Consider the following 26,801-nt stretch of genomic DNA (forward strand, 5'->3'; position numbering starts at 1 on the left):
ATCTTTATATTATTAGTTTGAACCTTCAGAGCCGTCAGTTACAGGCACATCAGAAGCATCAGCTTCAACCGCTGGCACGTCGCTTTGCGCTGCGTCTTCAATAACTGGTACATCTTGGTCAGCCGGAAGCTGTACAGGCTCTTCAACTGCGGCTGGAACTTCTAAGTTGTTCCATTCATCTTCAGCACTTTCGCGGTTTGCGGTCAATGCGCCTAAAGTAAGGCTGATGAAGAAAAACAAACCCGCCAAAATACCGGTGGTACGCGTCATAAAGTTACCAGAACCAGACGAACCAAATACTGTGTTTGAACCACCTGAGCCAAATGAAGCGCCCATATCTGCGCCTTTACCCTGTTGAATTAAAACAAATCCAATAAGTAAAAGTGCAACAATTAGGTATGCTACTAATAGCACTTCGTAAATCATAAATACCTCGTCAGTTTGCCGCTTGGCAAATTGAAATAAAATCTTCAGCCTTTAAACTGGCCCCGCCAATCAAACCGCCATCTACGTCTTTTTGCGCAAATAAGGTGCTGGCATTATCTGGCTTAACACTTCCGCCGTATAAAATACGTAGGCCCTGTGCCAGCTCTGTGTCTACTTTATTAAAGTAGCCACGAATAAATTCGTGAACGTCTTGTGCTTGTTCTGGGCTGGCAGTTTTACCTGTACCTATTGCCCAAATTGGTTCGTAAGCTATAACTGTTTTGCTTAGTTCATCCACAGACATTGCATTAACAAGAGCGTCTAGCTGTTCACCGACAAACGACTCTACGTTGTCAGCCTCTCTCACTTCAAGGGGTTCACCCACACAAATGATAGGAACTATGCCAGATGCGACACACTGCTTAGCTTTTAGCGCTACAAGTTCGCTTGACTCACCTTGGTCTTCGCGTCTTTCAGAGTGCCCAACGATTGCGTACTCACAACCTGCTTCTTTAAGCATTTGGACTGATAACTCACCAGTATGTGCGCCATTTTCTAAATGACTTACGTTTTGAGTACCGATAGCAAATGAACGGGTTTCAAATGCGTGTAAAAGTAGAGAAGGAGCACAAATAACGATTTCCGATTCAGCTTTAACATCAGCAAGTTTCTGATTAAATTCAGCAACTAATGCCAAATTTCCATTCATTTTCCAATTGCCAGCCACGAATGGCTTTCTTACATTTTCACTCACAACGCAGACCTTAGCCCTGTCTTTAAAGCGGGCGTGATATTAACTATTTAATTGAAAAGATACAAGCACAAAACGCAAAATTTCCTGCTACGCCAACTAATTGGCGAGATTACGAACAGTTTCTGCAATATGCTCAGCCCATTTATGAGATTGCGCATCGTCGTTCGACTCTACCATCACTCGAATTAGTGGTTCAGTACCGCTTTTACGCAGTAATACCCTACCCGTCTTACCTAATGCAGATTCCGCTTCTTTCTTAGCGTTTTGTACATCTTGATGTGAAAGATAATCTACTTCTTGGTTTGCGTAACGCACGTTAACCAGTGTTTGCGGGTACATGTCAAAACCGCTCGCTAAGTCGTGTAGGTCCATATGAGAACGCAACATAGCAGCAAGTACCTGAAGCCCTGCAACAATACCATCACCAGTCGAGCTCATATTAAGGTTAAGTACATGACCTGAATTCTCACCGCCAATAGCCCAGCCTTTTTGCTGCAGCAATTCCATCACGTATCTGTCGCCTACGTTACTTCTTACAAATGGAACGCCCAGCTTTGAAAGCGCATTTTCAAGACCTAGATTACTCATCAAGGTGCCAACGACACCACCTTGCATTTTGCCATTTTTAAGTGCGTCACGCGCGATGATGTAAACAATCTGGTCACCGTCTAAAACGTTTCCTAGGTGGTCTACCATCATAATGCGATCGCCATCGCCATCTAGTGCAAAGCCAAGGTCAGCGCCGGTTTCTTTAACCTTTTCTACAATGGCGTTCATAGAAGTTGCGCCAACGCCGTCGTTGATGTTTAGGCCATCAGGCGCTGTTCCCAGTTCAATAACTGTTGCGCCTAATTCGCGAAGTACATTTGGCGCTATGTGATACGTTGCGCCGTGCGCGCAATCTACCACTATTTTTAGACCTGTTAACGATAGCTCAGACGGGAATGTACCCTTACAAAATTCAATGTAACGACCTGCTGCGTCATTAATTCGTGTAGCTTTACCTAACTTGTCAGAAGCTACGCATGTCATTGGGCGCTCTAACATGTCTTCAATAGCTAGCTCAATGTCGTCATCTAGCTTAAAGCCTTGAGCAGAGAAAAATTTAATGCCGTTATCGTAGAAAGGGTTATGGGAGGCACTGATTACGATACCCGCTTCAGAACGGAATGTTTTCGTTAGATACGCAATAGCAGGTGTGGGCATAGGTCCTAGCAAGCCGATATTAATGCCTGCAGCCGATAGACCAGCTTCTAGAGAGGACTCTAGCATGTAGCCAGATATACGTGTGTCTTTACCGATAAGTACTTTATTTGTGCCGCGGCCAGCTAGAACTTTACCTGCGGCCCACCCTAATTTGGTCACAAACTCTGGGTTGATATTGCTCTCACCCACTTTTCCACGTATACCATCGGTGCCGAAATATTTGCGCTGAGTCATTATTATTCCTTATTTAATCGTATTCAGCATTTTCACGATATTGACAGCGTCCGCTGTTTCTTTAACGTCGTGAACGCGAATAATCTGTGCGCCCATTTGGGCGACAATTGTAGCGAGGCTTACGCTTCCAGCCAAGCGCTCATCTACTTTTCTGTTAAGCAAATTGCCTATCATTGATTTGCGTGACATTCCAACTAAGACAGGAAAGCCCAACGACATAATATCAGGCAGATGTTTAACCAGGGCATAGTTATGCTCTAGCGTTTTACCAAATCCGTAGCCTGGGTCGAACAATATGGACTCTTTCGCAATGCCGGCTTGCTCACATACTTTTGCGCGAGCTATTAAAAACTGACTTACTTCCTCAATTACATCACTATATTCAGGGTTGTTTTGCATAGTTCGAGGTTGCCCCTTCATATGCATTAAGCACACGGGGACGTTAGCATCAGCTGCGGCTTCCAATGCACCGGGTTCTTGTAAAGCACGTACATCATTAATTAACCCTGCACCCGCCTTAGCTGCTTCACGCATTACTTCTGCTTTACTGGTATCAATAGATATCACAACATCGCTATTTTTAGCGACGGCTTCAATAACAGGTATTGTGCGGTCTAGTTCTTCTTGCAAAGATACATCAGGGGCGCCAGGTCGCGTAGATTCACCGCCTACGTCAATGAAGGTCGCGCCATCACCTATCATACGATGCGCATGTTCAACGGCTTGCGCCACATTGGCGTGCTTGCCACCGTCAGAGAAAGAGTCAGGGGTTACATTTAATATGCCCATCACATGAGACTGTGATAGATCGACGAAGTGCTTTCCAAACTGCATGAATTACTCGCATTATTATTCTTTAAAGATGAAGCTATAAAGCAAACTGATTTTAACCCACAAAGATAGCGATAAGCATTAGATTAAAATCAAACTGCTCTAACAAAAAACGCCAGCTGAACTGGCGTTTTTTAATTAGTGTAGAGGCTTAGCTTGGAATATCGCCCGGCTTGCCTACAGACGGTTTATCAACACCATCGTTTTTAATTTCACCTTCGCGAACTGGTGCACCACCACTTGGCTTATCGCCACCAGACGGCTTGCTGTCATCCCAGTCTGCAGGAGGACGAACGTCAGTGCGGTTCATCAGATCATCGATTTGCTTAGCATCAATGGTTTCGTACTTCATCAGTGCGTCTTTCATTGAGTGTAAGATATCAATGTTGTCTTCAAGGATTTTTTGAGCGCGTTCGTAGTTGCTGTCAATCAATGACTTGATTTCGGCATCAATAGCACGTGCTGTGTCATCAGACATATTCGTTGCCTTAGACATAGACTTCCCTAGGAACACTTCACCTTCGTCTTCAGCATAAAGCATTGGACCCATTTTGCTGGACAAGCCCCACTGAGTCACCATCTTACGTGCAATTTCAGTTGCGCGTTCGATATCGTTAGATGCACCCGTTGTTACTTTGTCGTCGCCGTAAATGATGGCTTCAGCAATACGCCCACCAAACAAGCTAGAAATCATGCTTTCTAGGTGTTGTTTAGAGTGACTTACACGGTCTTGCTCAGGCAAGTACATGGTCACACCCAACGCGCGACCGCGTGGAATGATTGACACTTTGTATACCGGATCGTGCTCTGGCACTAAGCGACCAACGATTGCGTGACCTGCTTCGTGATACGCTGTCATCTCTTTTTCAGGCTCAGACATCACCATAGACTTACGCTCAGAGCCCATCATGATTTTGTCTTTCGCTTTCTCAAACTCTTCCATTGAAACCAGACGTTTGTTACCACGGGCAGCAAACAATGCAGCTTCATTTACTAAGTTAGCCAAATCGGCACCTGAGAAACCTGGTGTACCACGAGCAATAACAGAAGGTTCTACGTTGTCAGCAACAGGTACTTTGCGAATATGAACCTTAAGAATTTGTTCACGACCGCGAATATCTGGCAGACCTACTACAACCTGACGGTCGAAGCGACCAGGGCGAAGTAGCGCAGGGTCAAGAACGTCTGGACGGTTAGTTGCCGCAATAACGATAATACCTTCGTGGCCTTCAAAGCCGTCCATTTCAACAAGCATTTGGTTAAGTGTTTGTTCACGCTCGTCGTGACCACCACCTAAACCAGCACCACGTTGACGGCCTACCGCGTCAATTTCGTCAATGAAAATAATGCAAGGCGCTGCTTTTTTGGCTTGTTCGAACATATCACGAACACGCGATGCACCAACACCTACGAACATTTCAACGAAATCAGAACCCGAAATAGTAAAGAAAGGTACTTTTGCTTCACCCGCGATAGCTTTCGCAAGTAACGTTTTACCCGTACCTGGAGGACCTACCATTAGCACGCCCTTCGGGATCTTACCGCCAAGCTTCTGGAACTTAGACGGGTCGCGAAGGAAGTCGACTAATTCAGATACGTCTTCCTTAGCTTCATCACAGCCTGCTACGTCAGCAAATGTCGTCTTGATTTGGTCTTCACCAAGTAAGCGAGCTTTGCTCTTTCCGAAAGACATAGCGCCACGGCCGCCGCCACCTTGCATTTGACGCATGAAGAAAATCCATACACCAATAAGCAATAGCATGGGGAACCATGAAATGAAAATTGACGTTAGAAGAGACTGCTCTTCCGGTGGTTCACCGTAAACTCTTACGTCGTTTTTAACTAAGTCAGATACTAACTTGTCGTCGAAGTAAGGTACGAATGTTTGGAAAGTTTCGCCTGAACGCTTTGTACCGCGAATTTCGCCACTATTGTTGATGCGAACTTCACGAATATTTCCCTGTTCTGCTTCTCTCAAAAACGTTGTGTAGTCAGTTTGCGAACGAGACGATTCACTCGGTGAAAAGCTCTGAAAAACCGACATTAAAACAACGGCGATGACTAACCATAAGATTAAATTTTTTGCCATATCGCTCAATGCTACTAACCTCTATAAACCCGAATTGCTTGTATATTCAACAAGTTGTTTATTGAATAAACGGCACAACTCGCAACGAAAACCGCTTAACCCAAAGCGTACTACACTTTATACCCACAAGCCACCAAATACACCTCACGAGAACGTGATCTGGACGAGTCAGGCTTACGCGTCTTTATGGTTGTGAAAGATTGTTTAAGTGCGTTCATGAACTCAACAAAACCTTCACCTTGGAACACCTTGATGACAAAAGAACCACCAGGCTTTAAAACTTGGTGACACATATCTAGCGCTAGTTCGCAAAGGTACATAGAGCGAGATTGGTCAACCGAAGCGTTACCTGCAAGGTTCGGTGCCATATCAGACAACACAATATCTACGGTGTTCCCACCGATTCTGTTCAATAGTGCGTCGAGAACCGCGTCCTCTCGGAAATCACCTTGTAAAAAGTCTACGCCAACTATTGGGTCCATGGGCAAAATATCGCACGCGATAACTTGACCATTGTCGCCAACAAGCTGTGCAGCTAGCTGAGACCAGCCCCCTGGTGCAGCACCAAGGTCTACAAGTGTCATTCCTGGCTTTATAAGCTTATCTTTTTTCTGGATTTCTTCCAGTTTATAAATAGCTCGCGAGCGCCAACCTTCCTTATTTGCTTTTTGCACATAATGGTCGTTGACGTGTTCTTGTAACCAGCGTTTACTGCTGGCGGAGTGTTTCTTTTTTGTCATTCCAGTACAATGTCATTAGGATTGTAGAGAAGATGGCGTTAGAATACGTTATTTCAAGCATAAACTAACAGATTAATTGTAAGAAATATTACTAGATGAAACTTTCAAATAAACAGAAACAATTCCTAAAAGGTCTTGCACACCCGTTAAAACCTGTTGTGCAGCTAGGTGGAAACGGCCTGACAGAAGGTGTAGTTGCAGAAATCGACAACGCACTTAGTCACCATGAATTAATTAAAGTTAAGGTACCAACTGATGATCGCGAAGAAAAAGCGCTTATCATGGATGCCATCGTACGTGAAACCAACTCAGTTAAGCTTCAGGTAATTGGTCATACGCTAATTATCTACCGTCAAAGCGAAGACTGTAAAATTCAGTTGCCAAAATAGCGGCAAATTTACTGAATAAAAGGTGCCGTTCCCTTTCGGCACCATAGTTTTTCTTCTTACTTCCCGTTAACATCACGTTAATAATAGTGAAAAAATAGGGTTTAAGGGAAAACTATGACGCTAAATAATCTTACCGCCGTTGTCACTGGCGGTTGCTCAGGACTTGGTCACGCCACTGCTATCGCGCTTCGCGATGCGGGTGCCAACGTCAGCCTTTTCGACCTAAACGACGAACTTGGCGCGCAACGTGTTGAAGAATTAGGTAGTGACAATACACATTTCACCAAAACCGATGTTCGTGATGAGGCCTCTGTTCAAGCGGCTATCGATGCTACCACTGACAGGTTTGGTGCTATTTCACTGGTAGTCAACTGCGCTGGTATCGCACCCGCAAAGCGTTTACTCGATAAAGAAGGCAACCCTGCTCCACTTGGCGATTTTCAGAAAACTATCGATATTAACTTGGTTGGCAGTTTTAACGTATCTCGCTTAGTGGCTGCCACTATGGCTAAACAGTCGCCGATTAATGAAGAAGGTGAACGCGGGCTTATTATCAATACTGCTTCAGTCGCGGGTTACGAAGGTCAAATAGGTCAAACTGCTTATGCAGCAAGCAAAGGTGGAATTATTGGTCTAACCCTGCCAATGGCTCGCGATTTAGCGCCGCTAGGAATTCGCGTTAATACGATAGCGCCTGGCGTGATGGGCACGCCTATGCTGCTTGCTATGCCTGAAAAGGTACAAGACGCCCTTTCTGCCAACGTACAGTTTCCTAAGCGTCTAGGGCTGCCCGAAGAATTCGCAAAACTGGTTATTCACATGGCGAACAACAGCTACTTAAATGGTGAGACCATTCGCTTAGACGGCGGTCTTCGCATGCCGCCTAAATAGCCAAAGAAAGTTAATCAACGAGGCAATCGGTAACGCCTCGTTGAATATTAAACGCTTAGGGTAGTCAATACCTACACCGCCAATAAATACCTAGTTTTAATTAGATCTTAACGATACCGCGAACACTATCATAAATTCGAGTATGGGCTCTTTGATTAGCTTTTGCTTCGTAAAGTGCCTTATCAGCTTTTAGCAATTGGTGAGCAATCGGGTTCGTTTGTTCAAGGTCATCTTTTTCTAAGACAGCAGCACCAATACTTGCCGTTAAGGCCTGTCCGCTGGGTAAACTAATTTGGCTTATGCCATTATGCAGCCGTTCGCTAAAAGGTTTTATATCTTTTATATCCGTGTTAAGAAGCACGATTAAAAACTCTTCGCCGCCCCATCTCGCCACAACGTCAGTCTCACGCACATGCGCTTTCAACACGTGAGATAATTTTATTAGTATTCTATCGCCTTCTTCATGGCCAAAGGTGTCGTTAATTTTCTTAAAAAAGTCGATGTCTAAAAGCAGAAAAGATAGAGGGACAAAGGCGCGACGGGATTGAGAAATCATTTTTAACACATCATCATTTGCCGCGCGACGATTAAGTAGTGGAGTCAAAGTATCTCGACGGCTTACGGCCGTAAGCTCTTCGGTCTTCTTTTCAAGCTGGCCTTTTGCTTCTAACAACTCTTGATAAAGCTTATCTCGTTCTTTTGCAACGTATATCGCCCAGTACAATATGTTACCTGTGACCGTGATATTCGCTACAGCGGGCACTCTAGTGCCCGAGCCCGATAGCAAAGTGATTTGAACTTCTAGATATTCACCATTGGCAATGAGTATTGGTTTTATATAACTTTCATAAAATATCGAACTCGCCTTAGAGACTATATCGATTACTTTCTTCCCAGAAGTCCAATCTAACCCTAGAAACGACTTAGCATGAGGATTAAGCCATTTTATTTCTGTCGTTTCAAAATCCGATTTAAGTAACAAACAGGGAAAGTCTTCCTCTATTGCTTCTTTCAAGCTGCGAACCCCTCAAATAGGGTAAACACAGTAGCCGGCTCAGTCATGTGCAAACAATGTCCATAGGCATCGACGATATGCATTTTAGCATCCGGAATAGCGTTATACATGTATTCCCCCACATTTGTTGACGCTAAATTATCGTGCTTACTTTGTAAAATAAGTGTAGGAAGCATGAGCTTTGCAAGCTGTGCTCTGTCGTCAGAAAAAAACGTAGTTTTGGCAAACGGCTTGGCGAATTTAGGGTCCGTAGAACAGAAACTTGTTTCGAGTTCTTGAATTAAGTCTGCGCTATTGTCTTGCCCCATGACCAAGGGCGCTAAATAATTTGCCCATCCCACATAGTTCTTGTCCATAAGGTTTAATAGTTCTTCTAAATCTGCTTTGTCGAAGCCTCCCATGTAGTCAGGGGGGAAATTTAGAAAGCAGGGAGACGGACATACCATGACAAGCTTAGAAAAAATGTGAGGTGATTGGATAGCCGCGCGCATGCCAATCATACTGCTAACCGAGTGCCCGACGAAGATTACATCCTTAAGGTTTAACGCCTCGCAAATATCTAAGACGTCCTGAGCGTATCCATCGAGTGTCGCATAGCGATTATTATCGTAGGCTGAATAATCAGAAGCGCCGCACCCTACATAGTCAAATAACACGACTTTATACTTTTCTACAAGGTAGGGTAATAGGTGGCGCCACATCTGCTGATCACAGCCGAAACCGTGAGCTAACATTATTACGGTACTTCCTGAACCATGAATGGTGACGTTATTCCTCGTCACTACACTGCAATTCGGTTGCATGGTTTACCTTCTGATTTTTTTAAACGGCAACACGACTATTTCTAACATTGATGCGGATATTAATATTATGAATGCCAATATTGCCTAATATATTTGTTATTACTAATATTTTACACCAAAATACCATTATTATTTCACGAAAAAGATTAGCTTTTCGTCTACTCTCCATCTCCACCATTCACAATAAGCGCGATATTGTATAAACGGTTTACCGCATGGTAGTTAATAGAGTTTTTAGGGTAGCGCCCTTTACTACTAATTTTACCGGCCTCTTGCTCCATCAAAATAGTCAGCGCATCGTCCACAGTTTCTACCGTATAAATATGAAATAGCCCTTTTTTCACGGCGTCGATAACTGTGGCATCTAATACCAAGTTTATCGCATTCGATTTAGGGATGATTACGCCCTGAGTACCGGTTAAACCTCGGTGTTGGCACAAGTCAAAAAAGCCTTCTATCTTTTCGTTCACACCGCCCACCGCTTGCACTTCACCATATTGGTTTATTGAACCTGTAATAGCCAAGGTTTGTAGGCATGGAATTTCAGTCAGCGCAGATATAAGCGCAACCAATTCGCCTAGTGATGCACTGTCACCGTCTATATGACCGTAAGACTGTTCCAGCGCGATGTTTGCAGATAACGTTAACGGGAAGTGCTGAGCGTATTTATTACCTAAATAGCCGTTCAGCAACATAACCCCTTTAGAGTGTATGGGCTGTCCAAGCTCTACTTCACGCTCGATATCAACTACGCCACTTGCTCCAGCAAACACAGTAGAGGTAATGCGTGCGGGTGTACCAAATGCGGTGTCACCAATATCCAATACGGTTAATCCGTTTACTTTTCCTACCGCTTTGCCCTCAGTAGCAATAAGCACGTGACCTTCTTTAATATCGTTTAAAAGTGTTTGACTAACGCGGCCTGTGCGACGTTTTTTGGCACTTAATGCTGTTTTTAAATGATCAAGCTCTAGCGTGTCGGCATTCGATTTCTTGCAGAAATAGTAGGCTTCATTAACTAGTTCGATTACTTCAGCAAAATGCGCGGAGAGCTTTTCTTTGTGTTCGGCCATTCTAAGCGAATACTCTACCAACCTGCACATGGCATTAGCTGTTATACCATCAAGCCCTAATGTATTAAGATGCGCACGCACCTTGCCTACAAAGTCGAAAAGCGCCTGTCGAGTAACGGGGATTTCTAAGTCAAAATCCACTAACACTCTGAAAAGTTCGTCAAACTCATCATCATAATCTTGCAGGGTGTAGTACAAATCACGGGAGCCTAGCAAAACGATTTTCACATTTAAGTCGATAGGCTGGGGGTTTAGCGTGATGTTATTCACCATACCCACGTCTTGCTGGGGTAAATCCATGCGCAAGCGCTGTGACTTGATGGCAAGTTTCAAGGTATCCCACACAAAAGGCTGCTCTATTAGCTGATCGACATCCAATAAAAGGTAGCCGCCATTTGCCCGGTGCAGCGCACCTGACTGTATCATTCTGTAATTGGTAAATACGCTACCATGAATGTTGGTGTATTCAATTTTACCGAACAGGTTTTGGTAGGTAGGGTTCGGCTCGTAAATAACAGGTGCCGCATCGTCTAATTTATTAGATACCAATACATTAGGAAGAAACTGCTCTTCTAAAAATATCTTTTTATCGAAATCGTCACTTTTTTCCTCTTTCTGCTCTTCATTATGAATAACTAAGATAGCGTTAACCAAAGCAGTTTTAAGCTGTTTTAGATACTTCATAACACCAAGCTCAGAGGCGTACTTGTGCTCAAATACTTTGATAAGCGGCTTAATCACGTGCTCTGCGGTCTTTTTGTCTAGCTCACGCAGACGCTCTGAGTTTTCCCGTTTCCACGTAGGTAAACTCAACAGACTTTCACTCAGTCTGTTTTCTAAGTCATCAATGAGCGTGTAAAAGCCTTCTCGCTGCTCGTCAGTGAGCGATGCAAAATCAGTATCTCTTATCGGCTTGCCGTTGATGATGGGTGAAAACGTAATTGACCCACCCTCTTCGTAAAGGGCAACGTCGTTAGCTTGTGCGTAACGCTCTACAGCATCTATAGCAGCGTCGTACTTTTGTTCAAACTCTCTGGAGATAGAGGCGCGGCGGCGCTGATAACCAGGGTTATCAAATGCAATAGGCAGTGAATCCAACACATCATCAATAAGTGCAGCCATATCTTTTTGAAATGCCTTGCCACCACCTGGCGGAAATTTTAGCGCTACAGGTTGGCGTTCATCATCGAAGTTGTTGATATAACACCAATCATCGGGTGCGCAAAGCTGTGCGACTTGGCGTTCAATGTAGTCTTTTACTAAAGTGAAACGCCCTGTGGCAGGCTCACCCATTACGTAAAGGTTGTAACCTTTGGTGTTAATACCTAATCCAAACGTGAGCGCTTCCCGTGCACGCTCTTGCCCAATAAAAGTCGCGTTTAGCGCTTCATCGTCTTTTAAGGCACTGTTTACCGCTCGGCGATTTATGGTAGGTGATAGCGCGTCTACATTTAACGCATATATATTAGTGTCTACAGACATGCCTGTTCTATTTTCGTTTCTTTACTTAAGTGAAACCCTAATTAACAGCACTGTCAAACGGTTAACTCTAATAAGGCAGCTTTACGTTGTTAATTGCACAACAAACAACCAGCTTGGCGTCTTAATGCATTGATTAACGCATAGCGAGCAGGCACTAAGGTTTCTGTTCATATTGATACATAGAGAAACAAGGTGTAGCTTTTTAACGGCAGTAAGTGCGATACATAGTGAAATTTAGATTAGCAAGCAGCCAACACGAATAATAAAAACCAAAGGTTAGAACAATGACGACAATAACGAAAGCTAGCAAAACCGTGCTCTTTTCGAGTCTACTGGGTGCTATATTTTCTCCATTTTGCCTCGCTAAGGTAAACTATGCGGACAATTCTGGATTTTCTATTACTAACGAAAGTGAAAGTGCGGCCCCTATCGAAGCCGTGTATTCTCACTTTATTCAAGACGTGGATAAATGGTGGCCGAAAGATCACACCTGGTGGAAGGGCACGCTTAGCATTGATGAAAAAGCCGGTGGTTGTTTCTGCGAAGTTACACAAACAGCAAGTGCGGCACACATGCAAATAAGCTATGTTGAGCCTAACAAAAAAGTGGTAATGACCGGCGGATTAGGTCCTCTTCAAGAAATGGGCTTATCAGGTGCGCTCACTTGGGAATTCAGCTCCGCAGAAGAAAACGCCTCATCGAACGATAATACAAAGCGCGAGCCCTCACCAAAAACAAAAGTTACCCTTACCTACCACGCCTCTGGCAATATTCACTTCAACGGACAACGAGCATCGAACGAGGACGCTGCCAATTTGGTTACCGTTGTCGACAAAGTGCAGGCGCAGCAGTTAAATGCATTAACCGACTTTAGCAATAAACAATTTAACGAAGCGGATAAAGACAGCGCTAAGCGTTAATATAAATGACCAAAAATAGGTCGCTATGTGAATTTTACGCGAAGGTTTAAGCAAGTCATCTTCGTTAACGCGCCTAAACTACTGCATTAATGCTCACTTTTCATGCAAGCAGAAATAAATATTGCCTAGTTCAGCGTTAAGCTATTGAGGCATGGCTTAGCGCTGGGTTATTCTATTGGGCTATATGTATGTAAAGTGGGAAAATCCCACGTGCGGTTAAATGGCAAGAATGCTTGAGAGATTACAAATTCTCTTGTAAATCGTTCGCCCTGTGCCGCCCCATAAACGTTTTAACTTTTTAATGCGGAAGCCTAAGTTTCATGGCCGATAATCAGTACAATCCGAAAGACATTGAACAGCGTGTTCAGCAATACTGGGAAGATAACCAATCTTTTAAAGCAAACGACGATGTAGATAAAGAAAAATTCTACTGCCTGTCGATGTTCCCCTATCCTAGTGGCCGACTTCACATGGGTCACGTGCGCAACTACACCATTGGTGACGTAATTAGCCGTTTCCAGCGTATGCAGGGTAAAAATGTATTGCAGCCTATGGGTTGGGATGCTTTCGGTCTTCCGGCGGAAAATGCAGCGATTAACAACAACACTGCACCGGCGAAATGGACATACTCCAACATTGATTACATGAAAAACCAGCTTCGCTCGCTAGGTTTTGGTTACGACTGGGACCGCGAAGTAACAACGTGTAAATCTGATTACTACCGCTGGGAACAGTGGTTCTTCACACGCCTTTATGAAAAAGGCCTTGTGTACAAGAAAAATTCTACCGTGAACTGGGACCCTGTCGATCAAACTGTTCTGGCTAACGAGCAAGTAATTGACGGTCGCGGATGGCGTTCAGGCGCCCTAGTTGAACAAAAAGAAATTCTACAGTGGTTTATTAAAATTACTGACTACGCTGAAGAGCTTTTACAAGATTTAGAACAGCTTGAAGAATGGCCGGATCAAGTACGCGCTATGCAAGCAAACTGGATTGGTCGCTCTGAGGGCGTGGAAATTACGTTTGATCTAGCGTCAGCGGTTAACGATATTGCCGATTTAACGGTATACACCACCCGTCCGGATACCTTCTACGGCGTAACTTACGTTGCAGTAGCGGCGCAGCACCCATTAGCTGAGTTTGCAGCGCAGTCTAATCCAGATTTAGCAGCCTTTATTGATGAGTGTAAAAACACCAAAGTTGCTGAAGCTGAATTAGCGACGATGGAGAAAAAAGGCTTTGCCACTGGCTTTGAAGTTATCCACCCACTTACTGGTGAAAAGCTTCCAATTTGGGTCGCTAACTTTGTATTGATGGACTACGGTTCAGGCGCAGTTATGGCAGTACCTGGCCACGACCAGCGCGACTGGGAGTTTGCCACAAAGTACGATTTACCTATTAAGCAAGTTATTGCGCCAAATGCAGGCGATGAGGATAAATGCGACCTTTCAGCTTCTGCGTTTACAGAAAAAGGAAGCTTAATTAACTCGGAAAAATTTGACGGTCTTGAGTTCGATGGCGCATTTAATGGTATTGCTGATGAACTTGAAGGCAAAGGCTGTGGTAAGCGAAAAGTTAACTACCGTCTACGTGACTGGGGCGTAAGCCGTCAGCGTTACTGGGGCGCACCTATTCCAATGCTTAATTTGGAAAACGGTGAGTCTGTTCCGGTTCCTGCTGACCAACTACCGGTTGTGCTACCGGAAGACGTAGAAATGAATGGCGTAACCTCGCCAATTAAAGCTGACCCTGAGTGGGCTAAGACCACATACAATGGTGAAGCTGCGTTACGTGAAACTGACACCTTTGATACCTTTATGGAGTCATCATGGTATTACGCACGTTACGCAAGTGCTACCAACAACGATGCCATGCTTGACCCGACTTCAGCCAACTACTGGCTACCGGTAGACCAATATATCGGTGGGATCGAGCACGCTATCTTGCACTTGCTTTACTCGCGTTTCTTCCACAAATTGCTACGTGACGAAGGCTTGGTGAACTCTGACGAGCCATTTAAGCGTTTGTTGTGTCAGGGCATGGTATTAGCCGACTCTTACTACCGCGAAGACGCGTCTGGTAAGAAAACCTGGTTCTCGCCTACTGAAGTAAGTACAGAGAAAGATGACAAAGGCCGCATTGTTAAAGCGTGGCTAACAGCAGATGGCGAAGAAGTTATTCATGGCGGCATGACCAAAATGTCTAAGTCGAAGAATAACGGTATCGACCCGCAAGAAGTTATCGACTTATACGGTGCCGATACAGTCCGTCTATTTACCATGTTTGCAGCGCCACCAGAGCAAACCCTAGAGTGGGTTGATTCTGGCGTTGAAGGTGCAAACCGTTTCCTACGTCGTATCTGGAAGCTTGTTACCGAGCACGTGGAAAAAGGCACGGCAGAAGCTATTGACGTTAAGTCACTGTCGAAAGACCAGCAGGCACTTCGCCGTGAAGTACACAAAACGATTGAGAAAGTGTCTGATGACTTAGGTCGTCGCCAAACCTTCAACACAGCAGTTGCTGCAGTAATGGAGCTTCTGAACCATCTTCAAAAAGCGCCACAAGAAAACGCTCAGGATATCGCTATTATGCGCGAAGCCTGTGAGTCAATCTTGTTGCTGCTTAACCCTATTACTCCGCATATTGCTCATGAGCTTTGGAAAGTACTAGGCCACAATGAAGATATCGACTCAGCGCCATGGCCACAGGCAGATAAAGCGGCATTGGTTGAAGACGAGAAGCTTATTATTGTTCAGGTTAACGGTAAGGTTCGCGCGAAAATGACAATTGCTGCTGATGCAAGTAAAGAGACAATTGAAGCATCTGCGAAAGAGCAGCCTAACGTTCAGCAATTTATCGAAGGTAAAACCATTCGCAAAGTGATTGTTGTTCCTGGCAAACTTGTAAACATTGTAGCTAACTAGGTCAGATGGTGATGAAAAAGCACTTACAATTTGCAGTCGCTGTGTTAGCTACCGTTTGGGTTACAGGCTGTGGTTTTCATTTGCGAAGTAGCCCTAGCCTACCCGACGACATTAACACGGTTGCCATTGAAAGTGCTCGAGCACACGCGCCCCTTGCGCGTGCGCTCGATAAACGCCTTAACGTTTATGGTTTATCTAGTGTTAACGTGGATGAAACAACCCGCTCTAATCAACATGTAAACATTTACTTGCTACCAGAGAAATTAGAGCGCCAGTTGCTGTCTGTTTATCCGTCAGGGCAAGTTGCCGAGTACGAGCTTATTTACGTGGTTCGCTATCGTGTTCAATTTCCCGGTAAAGAAGCGGTAATGGCCCAATTCGAAGTGGTGCGTGACTATCAAGACGACCCAGATCAGGTGCTGGCAAAGTCTCGCGAACTTGAACTAATGTTGAGTGAAATGCGCAACGAGGCGGCAGATATCATGATTAGACGCCTTTCTAGTCAGGCAGTTGCTGCGCCAAACGTATCGTCACTATAAATCAAATAGACATCAGAATTCTTCATGCAAATTTATCCAAACCAATTTAGCCAAGATATTTCAAAGGCATTACGTCCATGCTATTTGGTTTTTGGAGACGAGCCTCAGCAAAAATTTGAGGTTATCGAGCAAATTCGCGCTAAAGCAAAGACTAATGGTTTTGAAGAACGCACTGTGCTTGTTGCTGAAACAGGCTTTAACTGGAACCAGTTAATTGAAGCTACGCAAAGCATGTCGCTTTTTTCTAGCCAGCAGTTTATTGAATTAGAGCTACCCACAGGAAAACCAGGCACTGAAGGCAGCAAAATGCTGCAAGAAGTCGCGGCGTCTTTAAACCCTGATATTTTATTGCTCGTTCACGGTCCTAAAATAGGTAAAGACGTACAGCGCGGCAAATGGTTCAAGGTTCTTGATGAACTGGGCGTATCGGTACTTTGCTATCCACTGGAAGGCAAGCAGCTAAACGCATGGTTGAATCAACAGCTTAAAGCCCATCAGCTTTCCGTGACCGCGACAGGCGCCAAAATGATTGCCGATTTTTGTGAAGGCAACATGCTGGCCGCCAAGCAAGAGATTGACAAACTCGCTCTGCTCTATCCGCAACAGTCTATCTCAGATGAGCAAATTGAGCAGGCGATGGTGGACCAATCGCGCTTTAACGTGTTCCAGTTGGTTGACGTGATGCTTAGCGGTGACAGCACTCGCTGTATCAAAATGCTGTATCGATTAGAAAGCGAAGGTCTAGAGCCAAACATTATTATCTGGGCGCTTGTGCGTGAATGGGAGCAGCTATGGAAGCTAAAACTAGCTCAGCAAAGCGGCACGCCTATACAGTGGCAAAAGTTTGGTATATGGCGCAATAGGCAAGGCTTTTATCAAAGTGCATTGAATCGTTTGAGCCTTGCACAGCTCGAAGATATACAAAACGCACTTACACGAGCTGACCATGCATTTAAACAAAATGTCATTGCCCGGCCCTATGTTGAAATGTGTCACCTTTGTATGATGTTCATGGGCATAGATCTTCGTGAAATCCCGCTGTTGCAAGCTTAAAGCCCCAATTAAGATATGGACAAGGCACGGACAAGGTAAATAAACAAGTGAGTCAATCACGCTCTTCTCAATCAAACCAACATGTAAAAGCTATCCTAGGCGGTACTTTTAACCCACCACATAAAGGTCATATTGGTGCTGCACTGAAAGCCGCTGATGAAGTGGGTATTGAACTTGTTTATCTAATGCCGTGCAAATTAGCCCCCCATAAGTCGGTAGGCGTTTCAGAAACCCACCGGGTAAGAATGATTGAACTTTGTGCCCAAAACAATGACAGACTTATTCCAGAGTTAATTGAACTGACGCTTCCGTCACCCTCTTATACGGTAAAAACACTGCGAGCGTTGAAAGAAAAAAGCAATGATACAATCTGTTTTTTCATTGGCGCAGATTCACTGTATAATCTGGATAAATGGTACGAGTGGGAAGACCTGCTCGATTACTGTCACTTAGTGGTTATGCGCAGAGACGACGAAGAATTTTCGCCTCCCCCTGCGATACAAGCTTGGTTAGATCGTCATGTGACTAACGATAAAAGTGTTATTCACACGAAACCTTCAGGCCATGTAGTGTTGACCAACACACCACTGTATAGTGTTTCATCTACTGAAATTCGTGACGTATTAGCAGATGCTGCCACGTCTGACGAAGCGAATGCGCCAAACGCTTTAAAGGCTACTTCTGCCGAGTCTTGGCTAGAAGAAAGCGTATTAGCCTACATAAACGAACATCAGTTATATAAAAGTTAAGTAAGTGAGGAAAGCTCTTGGAGAGTCAACAGCTCAAACAGTTTGTTAAAGATAAAATTGACGACATGAAAGGCCGTGATGTTATCGAACTAGACGTTCGCGGCAAATCAACAATTACAGATACCATGATCATTTGTTCGGGTAACTCTAAACGCCACGTATCTTCTATTGCTGAAAACGTAATGGTTGAAGCAAAAAATGCCGGCCATGCTCCTGGGAGTGTAGAAGGTAAAGAAACAGGTGAATGGGTTCTTGTGGATTTTGGTGATGTTATCTTGCATGTTATGCAGGACGAAACCCGTGACTTCTATCAGTTAGAAAAGCTGTGGGCGCAGTAATTTAGACGCTGGCTAGAAATACATAGTTACACGGTCGATAAAGGCCATACCTCATTAGCGTATGGCCTTTATTGTATAAAAGAAAAACTCATTCCTGCGGTAAGGGTATATTAAGTGCGTATACAAATTGTGGCGGTCGGAACAAAGATGCCAGGCTGGGTTAACACAGGCGTTGAAGAATTTATTCGTCGATTCCCCAGCGATATGCCGGTGTCATTTACTGAAATTCCTGCAGGTAAACGGGGTAAGAACGCCGATATAAAGCGCATTTTAGAGAAAGAAGGCGAGCAAATGCTGGCTGCTATTCCTAAAGGAAACCGCATTGTTACCTTAGAAGTAACGGGTAAGCCTTGGGACACCCCTACACTGGCTAAACAACTCGACAATTGGAAAATGGACGGGCGCGATGTAAGCCTTCTTATCGGCGGGCCTGAAGGATTGGCGCCTGAGTGTATTGCGGTTTCTGAGCAAAAATGGTCCTTATCGGCTCTCACGCTTCCCCACCCTCTTGTTCGAATTATCCTTACCGAAAGCCTATACCGCGCATGGTCGGTCACGCAAAACCACCCGTACCACCGTGAATAAGAAATCGCTACACTAATGCAAAGGAAGTCAATGCCTCGAAAACGACAAGCAATTCGCGATCATTCAGCTGAGGCGAACTTGTTCGCTCGCCGCGCGACTATCGCTTTTATTATCGTTGTTGCCATGTTGGGCATTGTGCTAAACAACCTTTATTCGTTACAGGTTACCCAATTTGAAGATTACCAAACCCGCTCTAACGGTAATCGAATCAAAGTTTTACCCATAGCGCCAAACCGCGGTCTTATTTACGACCGAAATGGTGTACTTTTAGCGGAAAACCGCCCGGTTTTTAGCTTAGAAGTTATTCCCGAACAGGTCGATGATATTGACCAAACCCTTGCCGATTTAACCGAATTGATGGACATCACAAGTGATGAGTTAGAGCGCTTTCAATCCACGCTTAAGGGAACCCGTCGATTTAAACCCGTAGCCCTTCGCACACAATTGAGCGAGGAGGAAGTCGCGCTTTTTTCTGCCAGCAAACATAAATTTCCCGGCGTGCAAATTGAAGCCCGTCTAGCTAGACATTATCCGTACAAAGAAACCCTCACTCACGCCCTCGGTTATGTGGCACGTATTAATAAGCGCGACTTGCAAAAGCTTGTTGAAGCGGGACAAGAAGATAATTACGCGGCAACTCATGACATTGGCAAGTTAGGTATTGAGAAATACCACGAAGAATTACTGCACGGTAAAGTCGGCTATCAGCAGGTTGAAGTAAACAATCAGGGTCGTATCATTCGTGTGCTGAGTGTTGAGCCGCCAACGCCGGGCAAAGATATAGTGCTTAACTTAGACCTTGAGCTTCAGTTAGAGGCTCAGCGAATAATAGAAGGTATGCGCGGCGCAGTAGTTGTAACCGATGTTAAAACCGGTGGCGTGCTTGCCCTATACTCTAACCCCAGCTACGACCCGAATTTATTCGTGCACGGTATCAGCAGTAAAAATTATTCTGCGCTGTTGAATTCACCAGACCGGCCACTTATTAACCGGGCTACTCAAGGCCAATACCCTCCCGCTTCTACTATCAAGCCTCATTTAGGTTTTGTTGGTCTCGAGGAAGGCGTTATTACAAAAGACTATACGGTTAACGATACAGGTCGCTATAAATTACCCAATGTGTCCCACGTATGGCGTGACTGGCGTCGATGGGGCCATGGTAAAGTAGATGTCTCGAAAGCCATTGAGGTATCTTGTGACACCTACTACTACGAACTGGCCTATAAATTAGGTATCGATAAGATTAGTGAGTCTATGTATGAATTCGGCTTCGGAGATTTTACCGGTATCGATCTTTATGAAGAATCTGACGCAAATATGCCAAGCCGAGGCTGGAAGCGCGCACGATTCAATCAGCCTTGGTACATTGGCGACACTATACCTGTAGGTATAGGCCAAAGTTACTGGACCACTACCCCTGTGCAATTAAACACATCAGTTAACACCTTAATCAATGCCGGCGAACGCTACATCCCTCAAATTATTCGTGGCTATATGAATACAGATAGCTCTGTTGACCTTATTCCACTTAAGTCTCTACGACCTATAGAGATTAAAAACCGTGAAAATTTAGACGTGGTATTAAACGCCATGCGCGATGTGGTAAGTGGCGATGAAGGCGGAGCACGCCATGCGTTTGCAGATACGCCATACGATTCGGCAGGTAAAACAGGCACAGCACAGCTCTTTACTGTTGGCCAAAATGAAGAATACGATGCGGAAAAAATAGATGAGCGCCTTCGCGACAACGCCATGTACGTAGGGTTTGCTCCTTTTGATGACCCAGAAATATCAGTAACTGTGGTACTTGAAAACGTAGGTGGTGGTAGTAAGAACGCAGCGCCTGTCGCGCGTCAAATCATGGACTTTTATTTCAGAGATCGTGTCTTTGAAACTGTAAAAGCTGACTCGGCAAACAGTGATAATAAATTAGGGACAAACCAGTGAAACGAACCACCATAAACCCTAATAAAATAAGTTTTCTTCAGCGCATTCATATCGATGGCTGGCTGCTCGTTGGTCTACTAGTGTTAAGCTGCGTTGGATTATTTACGCTCTATTCTGCATCTGGACAAGATATGGAGCAAATGGAGCGTCAGTTTATCAGGCTGGGATTTAGTTTTATCGTCATGTTCGCTCTCGCCCAAGCTCCTTTAGGCGTGTTTAGGTTTTTCTCAACCTATGCCTATGCTGCTGGCCTATTAATGCTTATAGCCGTATTGCTGTTCGGGGACATGGGTAAAGGCGCACAGCGCTGGCTCGATTTAGGCTTTATCCGGTTTCAGCCCTCTGAATTAATGAAGCTTGCCGTACCTATGATGGTGGCGTGGTATATCAGTAAATTTACTATGCCACCGCGAACAACACATATCATTGTTGGTTTTGGCTTGGTAGTTGTGCCCACTATTCTTATTGCTAAGCAACCCGATTTAGGAACTTCACTGCTCATTGCGAGTTCAGGCATCTTTGCCATATTTCTAGCAGGTATGAGTTGGCGTCTTATTTCAATAGTCGGCGGCCTTATCGGTGCATTTGCGCCTGTTATGTGGTTTTTCTTAATGAAAGACTATCAGAAGCAACGGGTTCTTACCTTTTTGAACCCAGAAAGCGACCCTCTCGGTTCTGGCTACCACATTATCCAATCTAAAATTGCCATTGGTTCAGGCGGCGTTGATGGTAAAGGCTGGTTACAGGGTACCCAATCGCAGCTAGAGTTTTTACCCGAGCGCCACACCGACTTTATTTTTTCTGTATTTAGCGAAGAATTTGGTCTTACCGGTGTCATGTGCTTAATGGCAATTTACATCTTTATTATTATGCGCGGTCTGATCATCTCCAGTCGCGCACAAGATGCTTACGCTAAACTACTCGGCGGTAGTATCACCCTTACCTTTTTCGTTTATGTGTTTGTGAATATGGGCATGGTGTCCGGATTACTCCCTGTGGTAGGCGTTCCCCTCCCCCTAGTGAGTTTTGGTGGAACATCTATGGTGACTTTGATGGCAGGTTTTGGCATTCTTATGGCCATTGCTACTCAAAAACGTTTAATGTCTAGATAACTTGTATGTTGCAGCGCCTTTTTCCGGTACTTAATTTAGTTAATGTGAGCTCATTTCAAGCAAGATTGGCAAACGCAGGCTTTGTAAGCCAGCACTTATTGCCTTGGGCTGGGGCTGTTATTACGGCCATTGTATTAGTGGGGTGTCAAAGCGCGCCTTCTCAATCTAGCCGCTACACTCAAAAGCAAGATTCGGCACCAAAACACGTTGCCAAAAAGCCTGAGACATTAGACGCGGTACCCAAGTACGAAGCCTATCGCATGTTCAACAGCAGGCCCTACAAGGTGCTTGGTAAACACTATACCCCTATGAATGACGGTAAAGGCTATGAAGAGGTGGGCTATGCGAGTTGGTACGGTCAAAAGTTTCATGGTCATTTAACCTCAAACGGTGAAACCTATAACATGTTTGCTATGAGCGCAGCTCATAAAACACTGCCGCTTCCCTCTTATGTACGCGTAACTAATTTGGAAAACAACAAGCAAGCCATAGTTCGCGTTAACGACCGCGGTCCGTTTCACGATAACAGAATCATAGACTTATCTTACGCCGCCGCAGTGAAACTTGGCTATCACAGTAAAGGTACGGCAAAAGTTAAATTGGAAGTTATCCATTTTGATGAACAAAACAATGTCACGGTAGGCAATAACCCAACGGTGACCTACGATGAGTACTTAGGCATAGCTGTAGCTCCTCCTTCAGAGGTAGCCAGTACGACGCCTAAGCCCCCTCTCGATTCAGCGGCAGCTGATAAAACAGCAAGTATACCAAGCAGCAATACAGTTGCCGATGCTGTTTACATACAAGTTGCTGCGCTCTCAAACGCGGAAAAGGCGAAATCCATTTCCAACGTACTGTCGGCCTTGTATCAAATTCCCGCTCATTTGCCCGTGGCTGATAACATTTATAAGCTCCAGCTTGGGCCTATTCACGACGAAGCTGTCGTGGCAGAAGTGCTCGAGCAGTTAAAGCAAAACGGTTACCCTAACGCTTACGCAATTACACAAACGCTATAAACTGTAAACGGGTTATCAGTAGCCAGTCTTCATGTACAGTGTTGTTCATACCCACTAAAGGTTGCCAACACCCACAAATAAGTAAGAACTTGTTATTTCGCCAATGTATGCCCGTTTATAAAATCAACAACATTGTGGCAGCTTTGTGTCATTCAGCAGGCAATATCACGGTTTCTTCGTCTTATCCCTACTATCCCTTAAACTTTTTTGATAAAACCTAGTCTTATAAGCAGCCTTTCGTTAAGATCTCTTATTGCCCCACTAAAATATGGGTAAATAGTCAGAGTTCGGATACGAACTGGATAAAAGCTAAAATTGGGTAGCCATGTTTTAAGGTATTCGCTTCGCGGTTATCGCAATAACAAGGTAAGCTTTAACTCACACGGATAAACGGTCAAAGAAATTAGAACCATGCTCAGAATAATTCAACGCGCTAAACCGTCATTACTTTCATTTGCCTTTTTGGTAATGGGGACATTACTGCATACAGCTAACGCTGCGGTAGTGACACCGCCAGCCCCCACTGTAGCTGCAGAAGGTTTTTTACTTACCGACTATGAAACCGGTAATGTTATAGCTTCAAAAAACGCAGATATGCAACTTGCGCCAGCAAGCTTAACCAAAATCATGACAATTTATGTCATTGGTAAAGAGCTTCAAGCGGGCAACATTAGTCTAGACGATGAAGTTACTATTTCTGAGAATGCATGGGCAAAGAAATTCCCAGATTCATCAAAAATGTTTATCGAAGTAGGAACGCAGGTTTCTGTAAGTGATTTGCTTCGCGGTATTGTTGTGCAATCAGGAAACGATGCCTGTGTTGCAATGGCCGAACACGTTGCAGGCTCTGAATCTGCGTTTGCTAGCATGATGAATGCTCACTCAGCATCACTTGGTATGACAAGTTCTCACTGGGTAAACGCACACGGCTTGCACGACCCCGACCACTACACTACACCACGTGACATGGCTGTTTTGTCTCGCGCGCTTATTGCTGAGACACCAGAAATGTACAAAATTTACAGCGAAAAAGAATTTACCTATAACGGTATTAAGCAATACAACCGCAACAGCCTACTGTGGGATAAAAGCTTAAACGTTGACGGTATCAAAACTGGCCACACGTCGGACGCGGGTTACAGCCTAATTACTTCAGCGGAACAAGGCGGAATGCGCCTAATCTCAGTGGTTATGGGCACAGACAGCGAACGTGCGCGTAAAGTAGAAAACAAGAAGCTGCTTAAATACGGCTTCCGTTTTTACGAAACACTAACGCCATATGAAGCTGGCCATAGTTTTGTCGCGCATCGTATCTACATGGGTGATAGAGAAACCGTAGACCTTGGAATTAACCAATCTACCCCCATTACTATTCCGCGCGGTCAGGCGGCAAACTTAGAAGCTAACTTTGAGCTTGACGACAAGCTAGAAGCACCGCTTGCAAAAGGCCAAGTTGTTGGGAAACTTTACCTACAGCTAGATGGTGAAGATGTAGCGAGTTACCCTTTGGTAACACTTCAAGAAGTAAAAGAAGGCAGCTTCTTTAACCGCGCTAAAGACTACATTATGCTTCAGCTAGGTTTTGACGACGAGTAAGTTACCATACTGAAAACGTTAAAAAGCTAGTTGTGAAGCGGCCAGATTTGTTACAATCTGGCCGTTTTTTTATATGATATTTTAAGTACCAAGGATATCGCATGGATACCCGTTTCGACGAACTACTAGATTTTCCAACAAACCAAACCTTTAAAGTAATGGGCGTTGCCCACGAAGACCTACCAGAACAGGTAGTAGGATGTCTTCAACAGCATGCACCTGGCGACTATTCACCTACGGTGAAACCAAGCAGTAAAGGTACTTACCACTCGGTGTCTATCAGTGTGCGCGTAACCAGCAAAGAGCATATGGAAACCATTTACACTGAGTTAGCTAAATTAGAGCTTGTTAGGGTTGTACTTTAAGTGAATGAGCAGTCGACATCGGCTACCATAGATGGCGTTATTGTACGTCAACTAGGTCGTCAGCCTTATGCGCCAATCTTTGAAGCGATGAAACGCTTTACTGATGAGCGCGACCAGAATACGCAAGATGAAATATGGCTTGTGGAGCACGATGCGGTATTTACTCAAGGGCAAGCGGGTAAAGCTGAGCACATACTGATGCCTGGCGATATACCCGTGGTTCAGGTAGACCGTGGCGGTCAAGTTACCTACCATGGCCCAGGCCAGCAAGTCATTTATTTGATGCTTAATATAAAGCGCCGCAAGCTAGGCGTACGTCATTTAGTCACTGCAATGGAAGAAGCAGTGGTCGGACTACTTGCCAAGTATGACGTCAAGGCCTATCCAAAGCCCGACGCGCCTGGGGTATACGTCGACGAGAAGAAAGTCTGTTCGCTAGGTTTAAGAATACGTAATGGCTGCTCGTTTCACGGTTTGGCTTTAAATGTTAATATGGACCTATCACCGTTTCAGCGTATCAACCCATGTGGTTACGCCGGTATGGAAATGATCGATACCGCGCGCCTTAATGGTCCAACGACACTTGAAACCGCTGGTAAGGAATTAACGCACCTGTTGCTAGAAGCGCTTTCCCTTGCACAGCCAACATATAAAGAAGGTTTTGATGAGTAACGCACGACCTCAAGCGGGGGTAAAACTTCGCGATGATGAAAAAGTAAAACACATACCCGTCACCATTATTCCTACAGAAAAGGAAGAAATGCTGCGTAAGCCTGAGTGGATCAAAATCAAACTTCCTCGTACTACCGAGAAAATTGACCACATCAAGAAAACGCTGCGCAAAAATAATCTTCACTCTGTGTGTGAAGAAGCAAGCTGCCCTAACCTAGCGGAGTGTTTTAATCACGGTACCGCCACCTTCATGATTTTAGGTGACATTTGTACCCGTCGATGCCCTTTCTGCGATGTAGCCCATGGTAAGCCGCTTCCGCCTAGTGCAGAAGAGCCTGAAAAACTCGCCAAAACCATCGCCGAAATGAACCTGCGTTATGTGGTGATCACTTCGGTTGACCGCGATGACCTTCGCGATGGCGGAGCTCAGCATTTCGTAGACTGCATTAACGCAATTCGCGAACACAGCCCATCGACAACCATTGAAGTGTTAGTCCCTGATTTCCGTGGACGTATGGACCGTGCGCTTGAGATTTTCAAAAACGGCGTACCCGACGTATTTAACCACAACCTTGAAACCATTCCGCGCTTATACCGCGAGTGTCGTCCAGGGGCAAACTATCAGTGGTCACTGGACTTACTTAAAAAGTTCAAAGCACAGCATCCAGATGTTATGACTAAGTCAGGCCTTATGATGGGAATGGGTGAAGAGAACGAAGAGATTCAAGGCGTACTTGATGACTTGCGTGCTCACGACGTTGATATGCTAACTTTAGGTCAATACCTTCAGCCAAGCCGACACCACTACCCGGTTAAACGTTATGTTCACCCGAAAGAATTCGATGCTCTAGGTGACTATGCTAAAGAGATTGGCTTCACCCACGCAGCATGCGGCCCTATGGTTCGCTCTAGCTACCACGCCGACCAACAGGCAGCGGGCAAGGAAGTGAAATAAAAAATGCGACATAAAGCGGTGGTCTCCACCGCTTTTTTTATGCCCCTATTTCTGGGTGACAAACCCGTAGGTCTTGTTAGAATGCCCTCAAAATACG

Annotated in this window: 25 protein-coding genes; 16 read left to right on the forward strand and 9 right to left on the reverse strand. The window is 44.8% G+C overall.

The features are described from left to right. Window positions 1-12: 12 nt before the first annotated feature. From secG to rlmE, 6 genes are all read right to left on the reverse strand, one after another. Window positions 13-426: a preprotein translocase subunit SecG gene (gene secG, locus ACYX4N_RS12120; protein ID WP_476054194.1), complete on the reverse strand. Its 414-nt coding sequence runs from the start codon at window positions 424-426 to the stop codon at window positions 13-15. A gap of 10 nt (window positions 427-436) precedes the next feature. Then, the gene (gene tpiA / locus ACYX4N_RS12125) at window positions 437-1,180 is read right to left on the reverse strand and encodes a triose-phosphate isomerase (RefSeq protein ID WP_476054195.1); all 744 of its coding nucleotides are present in this window, start codon (window positions 1,178-1,180) and stop codon (window positions 437-439) included. A 96-nt stretch (window positions 1,181-1,276) separates the two neighbouring features. Continuing rightward, window positions 1,277-2,620, reverse strand: a complete 1,344-nt coding sequence (glmM, locus tag ACYX4N_RS12130) for a phosphoglucosamine mutase (RefSeq protein ID WP_474807004.1) — start codon at window positions 2,618-2,620, stop codon at window positions 1,277-1,279. 9 nt (window positions 2,621-2,629) lie between these two features. Next, window positions 2,630-3,454 carry a dihydropteroate synthase gene (folP, locus tag ACYX4N_RS12135; protein WP_476054196.1) on the reverse strand — a complete coding sequence of 275 codons (825 nt, stop codon included), beginning with the start codon at window positions 3,452-3,454 and terminating at the stop codon, window positions 2,630-2,632. A 148-nt stretch (window positions 3,455-3,602) separates the two neighbouring features. Continuing rightward, window positions 3,603-5,549, reverse strand: a complete 1,947-nt coding sequence (ftsH, locus tag ACYX4N_RS12140; RefSeq protein WP_179983328.1) for an ATP-dependent zinc metalloprotease FtsH — start codon at window positions 5,547-5,549, stop codon at window positions 3,603-3,605. 101 nt (window positions 5,550-5,650) lie between these two features. After that, window positions 5,651-6,280: a 23S rRNA (uridine(2552)-2'-O)-methyltransferase RlmE gene (gene rlmE, locus ACYX4N_RS12145; protein ID WP_014949364.1), complete on the reverse strand. Its 630-nt coding sequence runs from the start codon at window positions 6,278-6,280 to the stop codon at window positions 5,651-5,653. Window positions 6,281-6,375: 95 nt separating this feature from the next. Here rlmE and yhbY point away from each other — a divergent pair, with 95 nt between their 5' ends. Continuing rightward, window positions 6,376-6,669: a ribosome assembly RNA-binding protein YhbY gene (gene yhbY / locus ACYX4N_RS12150; protein ID WP_014949363.1), complete on the forward strand. Its 294-nt coding sequence runs from the start codon at window positions 6,376-6,378 to the stop codon at window positions 6,667-6,669. Window positions 6,670-6,783: 114 nt separating this feature from the next. Continuing rightward, a complete protein-coding gene (locus ACYX4N_RS12155) occupies window positions 6,784-7,560 on the forward strand; it encodes a 3-hydroxyacyl-CoA dehydrogenase (RefSeq protein ID WP_476054197.1) in 777 nt (258 codons plus the stop codon). 100 nt (window positions 7,561-7,660) lie between these two features. On the opposite strand, the gene ACYX4N_RS12160 is transcribed toward ACYX4N_RS12155, so the two are convergent. From ACYX4N_RS12160 to ACYX4N_RS12170, 3 genes are all read right to left on the reverse strand, one after another. Then, on the reverse strand, window positions 7,661-8,575 hold the full coding sequence (locus ACYX4N_RS12160) for a GGDEF domain-containing protein (protein WP_476054198.1): 915 nt from the start codon (window positions 8,573-8,575) through the stop codon (window positions 7,661-7,663). After that, window positions 8,572-9,309 carry an alpha/beta fold hydrolase gene (locus ACYX4N_RS12165; protein WP_476054199.1) on the reverse strand — a complete coding sequence of 246 codons (738 nt, stop codon included), beginning with the start codon at window positions 9,307-9,309 and terminating at the stop codon, window positions 8,572-8,574. The genes ACYX4N_RS12160 and ACYX4N_RS12165 overlap by 4 nt, the downstream gene beginning before the upstream one ends. Window positions 9,310-9,536: 227 nt before the next feature. Then, window positions 9,537-11,933, reverse strand: a complete 2,397-nt coding sequence (locus ACYX4N_RS12170) for a Lon protease family protein (RefSeq protein WP_476054200.1) — start codon at window positions 11,931-11,933, stop codon at window positions 9,537-9,539. 284 nt (window positions 11,934-12,217) lie between these two features. On the opposite strand from ACYX4N_RS12170, the gene ACYX4N_RS12175 reads away from it, so the two are divergent. From ACYX4N_RS12175 to lipA, 14 genes are all read left to right on the forward strand, one after another. Next, window positions 12,218-12,853 (forward strand): SRPBCC family protein, encoded by a 636-nt coding sequence (locus tag ACYX4N_RS12175; protein ID WP_476054201.1) that lies wholly within the window; start codon window positions 12,218-12,220, stop codon window positions 12,851-12,853. A 320-nt stretch (window positions 12,854-13,173) separates the two neighbouring features. Further along, window positions 13,174-15,777, forward strand: a complete 2,604-nt coding sequence (leuS, locus tag ACYX4N_RS12180; protein ID WP_476054202.1) for a leucine--tRNA ligase — start codon at window positions 13,174-13,176, stop codon at window positions 15,775-15,777. An 11-nt stretch (window positions 15,778-15,788) separates the two neighbouring features. Further along, window positions 15,789-16,316, forward strand: a complete 528-nt coding sequence (locus tag ACYX4N_RS12185) for an LPS-assembly lipoprotein LptE (protein ID WP_476054203.1) — start codon at window positions 15,789-15,791, stop codon at window positions 16,314-16,316. A gap of 24 nt (window positions 16,317-16,340) precedes the next feature. Continuing rightward, window positions 16,341-17,369: a DNA polymerase III subunit delta gene (gene holA, locus ACYX4N_RS12190; RefSeq protein ID WP_476054204.1), complete on the forward strand. Its 1,029-nt coding sequence runs from the start codon at window positions 16,341-16,343 to the stop codon at window positions 17,367-17,369. A gap of 47 nt (window positions 17,370-17,416) precedes the next feature. Beyond that, on the forward strand, window positions 17,417-18,118 hold the full coding sequence (gene nadD, locus ACYX4N_RS12195; protein WP_476054205.1) for a nicotinate (nicotinamide) nucleotide adenylyltransferase: 702 nt from the start codon (window positions 17,417-17,419) through the stop codon (window positions 18,116-18,118). Between the two features lie 17 nt (window positions 18,119-18,135). Next, window positions 18,136-18,456 (forward strand): ribosome silencing factor, encoded by a 321-nt coding sequence (gene rsfS / locus ACYX4N_RS12200; RefSeq protein WP_118495087.1) that lies wholly within the window; start codon window positions 18,136-18,138, stop codon window positions 18,454-18,456. A 114-nt stretch (window positions 18,457-18,570) separates the two neighbouring features. Further along, the gene (gene rlmH, locus ACYX4N_RS12205) at window positions 18,571-19,041 is read left to right on the forward strand and encodes a 23S rRNA (pseudouridine(1915)-N(3))-methyltransferase RlmH (protein ID WP_474856232.1); all 471 of its coding nucleotides are present in this window, start codon (window positions 18,571-18,573) and stop codon (window positions 19,039-19,041) included. A gap of 30 nt (window positions 19,042-19,071) precedes the next feature. Continuing rightward, window positions 19,072-20,988: a penicillin-binding protein 2 gene (gene mrdA, locus ACYX4N_RS12210; RefSeq protein WP_476054206.1), complete on the forward strand. Its 1,917-nt coding sequence runs from the start codon at window positions 19,072-19,074 to the stop codon at window positions 20,986-20,988. Then, window positions 20,985-22,100: a rod shape-determining protein RodA gene (gene rodA, locus ACYX4N_RS12215; protein WP_476054207.1), complete on the forward strand. Its 1,116-nt coding sequence runs from the start codon at window positions 20,985-20,987 to the stop codon at window positions 22,098-22,100. The genes mrdA and rodA overlap by 4 nt, the downstream gene beginning before the upstream one ends. A 5-nt stretch (window positions 22,101-22,105) precedes the next feature. Beyond that, a complete protein-coding gene (locus ACYX4N_RS12220; protein WP_476054208.1) occupies window positions 22,106-23,116 on the forward strand; it encodes a septal ring lytic transglycosylase RlpA family protein in 1,011 nt (336 codons plus the stop codon). A gap of 411 nt (window positions 23,117-23,527) precedes the next feature. After that, window positions 23,528-24,712: a D-alanyl-D-alanine carboxypeptidase family protein gene (locus ACYX4N_RS12225; protein ID WP_179983315.1), complete on the forward strand. Its 1,185-nt coding sequence runs from the start codon at window positions 23,528-23,530 to the stop codon at window positions 24,710-24,712. A 101-nt stretch (window positions 24,713-24,813) separates the two neighbouring features. Continuing rightward, window positions 24,814-25,077: a DUF493 family protein YbeD gene (ybeD, locus tag ACYX4N_RS12230; RefSeq protein WP_474807034.1), complete on the forward strand. Its 264-nt coding sequence runs from the start codon at window positions 24,814-24,816 to the stop codon at window positions 25,075-25,077. Next, complete coding sequence (gene lipB, locus ACYX4N_RS12235; RefSeq protein ID WP_476054209.1) at window positions 25,078-25,749, forward strand: lipoyl(octanoyl) transferase LipB; 672 nt, start codon at window positions 25,078-25,080, stop codon at window positions 25,747-25,749. It abuts the gene before it with no gap. Continuing rightward, entirely contained in the window at window positions 25,742-26,704 is a 963-nt protein-coding gene (gene lipA, locus ACYX4N_RS12240) for a lipoyl synthase (protein WP_179983312.1), read from the forward strand. The genes lipB and lipA overlap by 8 nt, the downstream gene beginning before the upstream one ends. Window positions 26,705-26,801 lie beyond the last annotated feature (97 nt).

This window comes from Alteromonas sp. ABH4_452 (assembly GCF_056311825.1).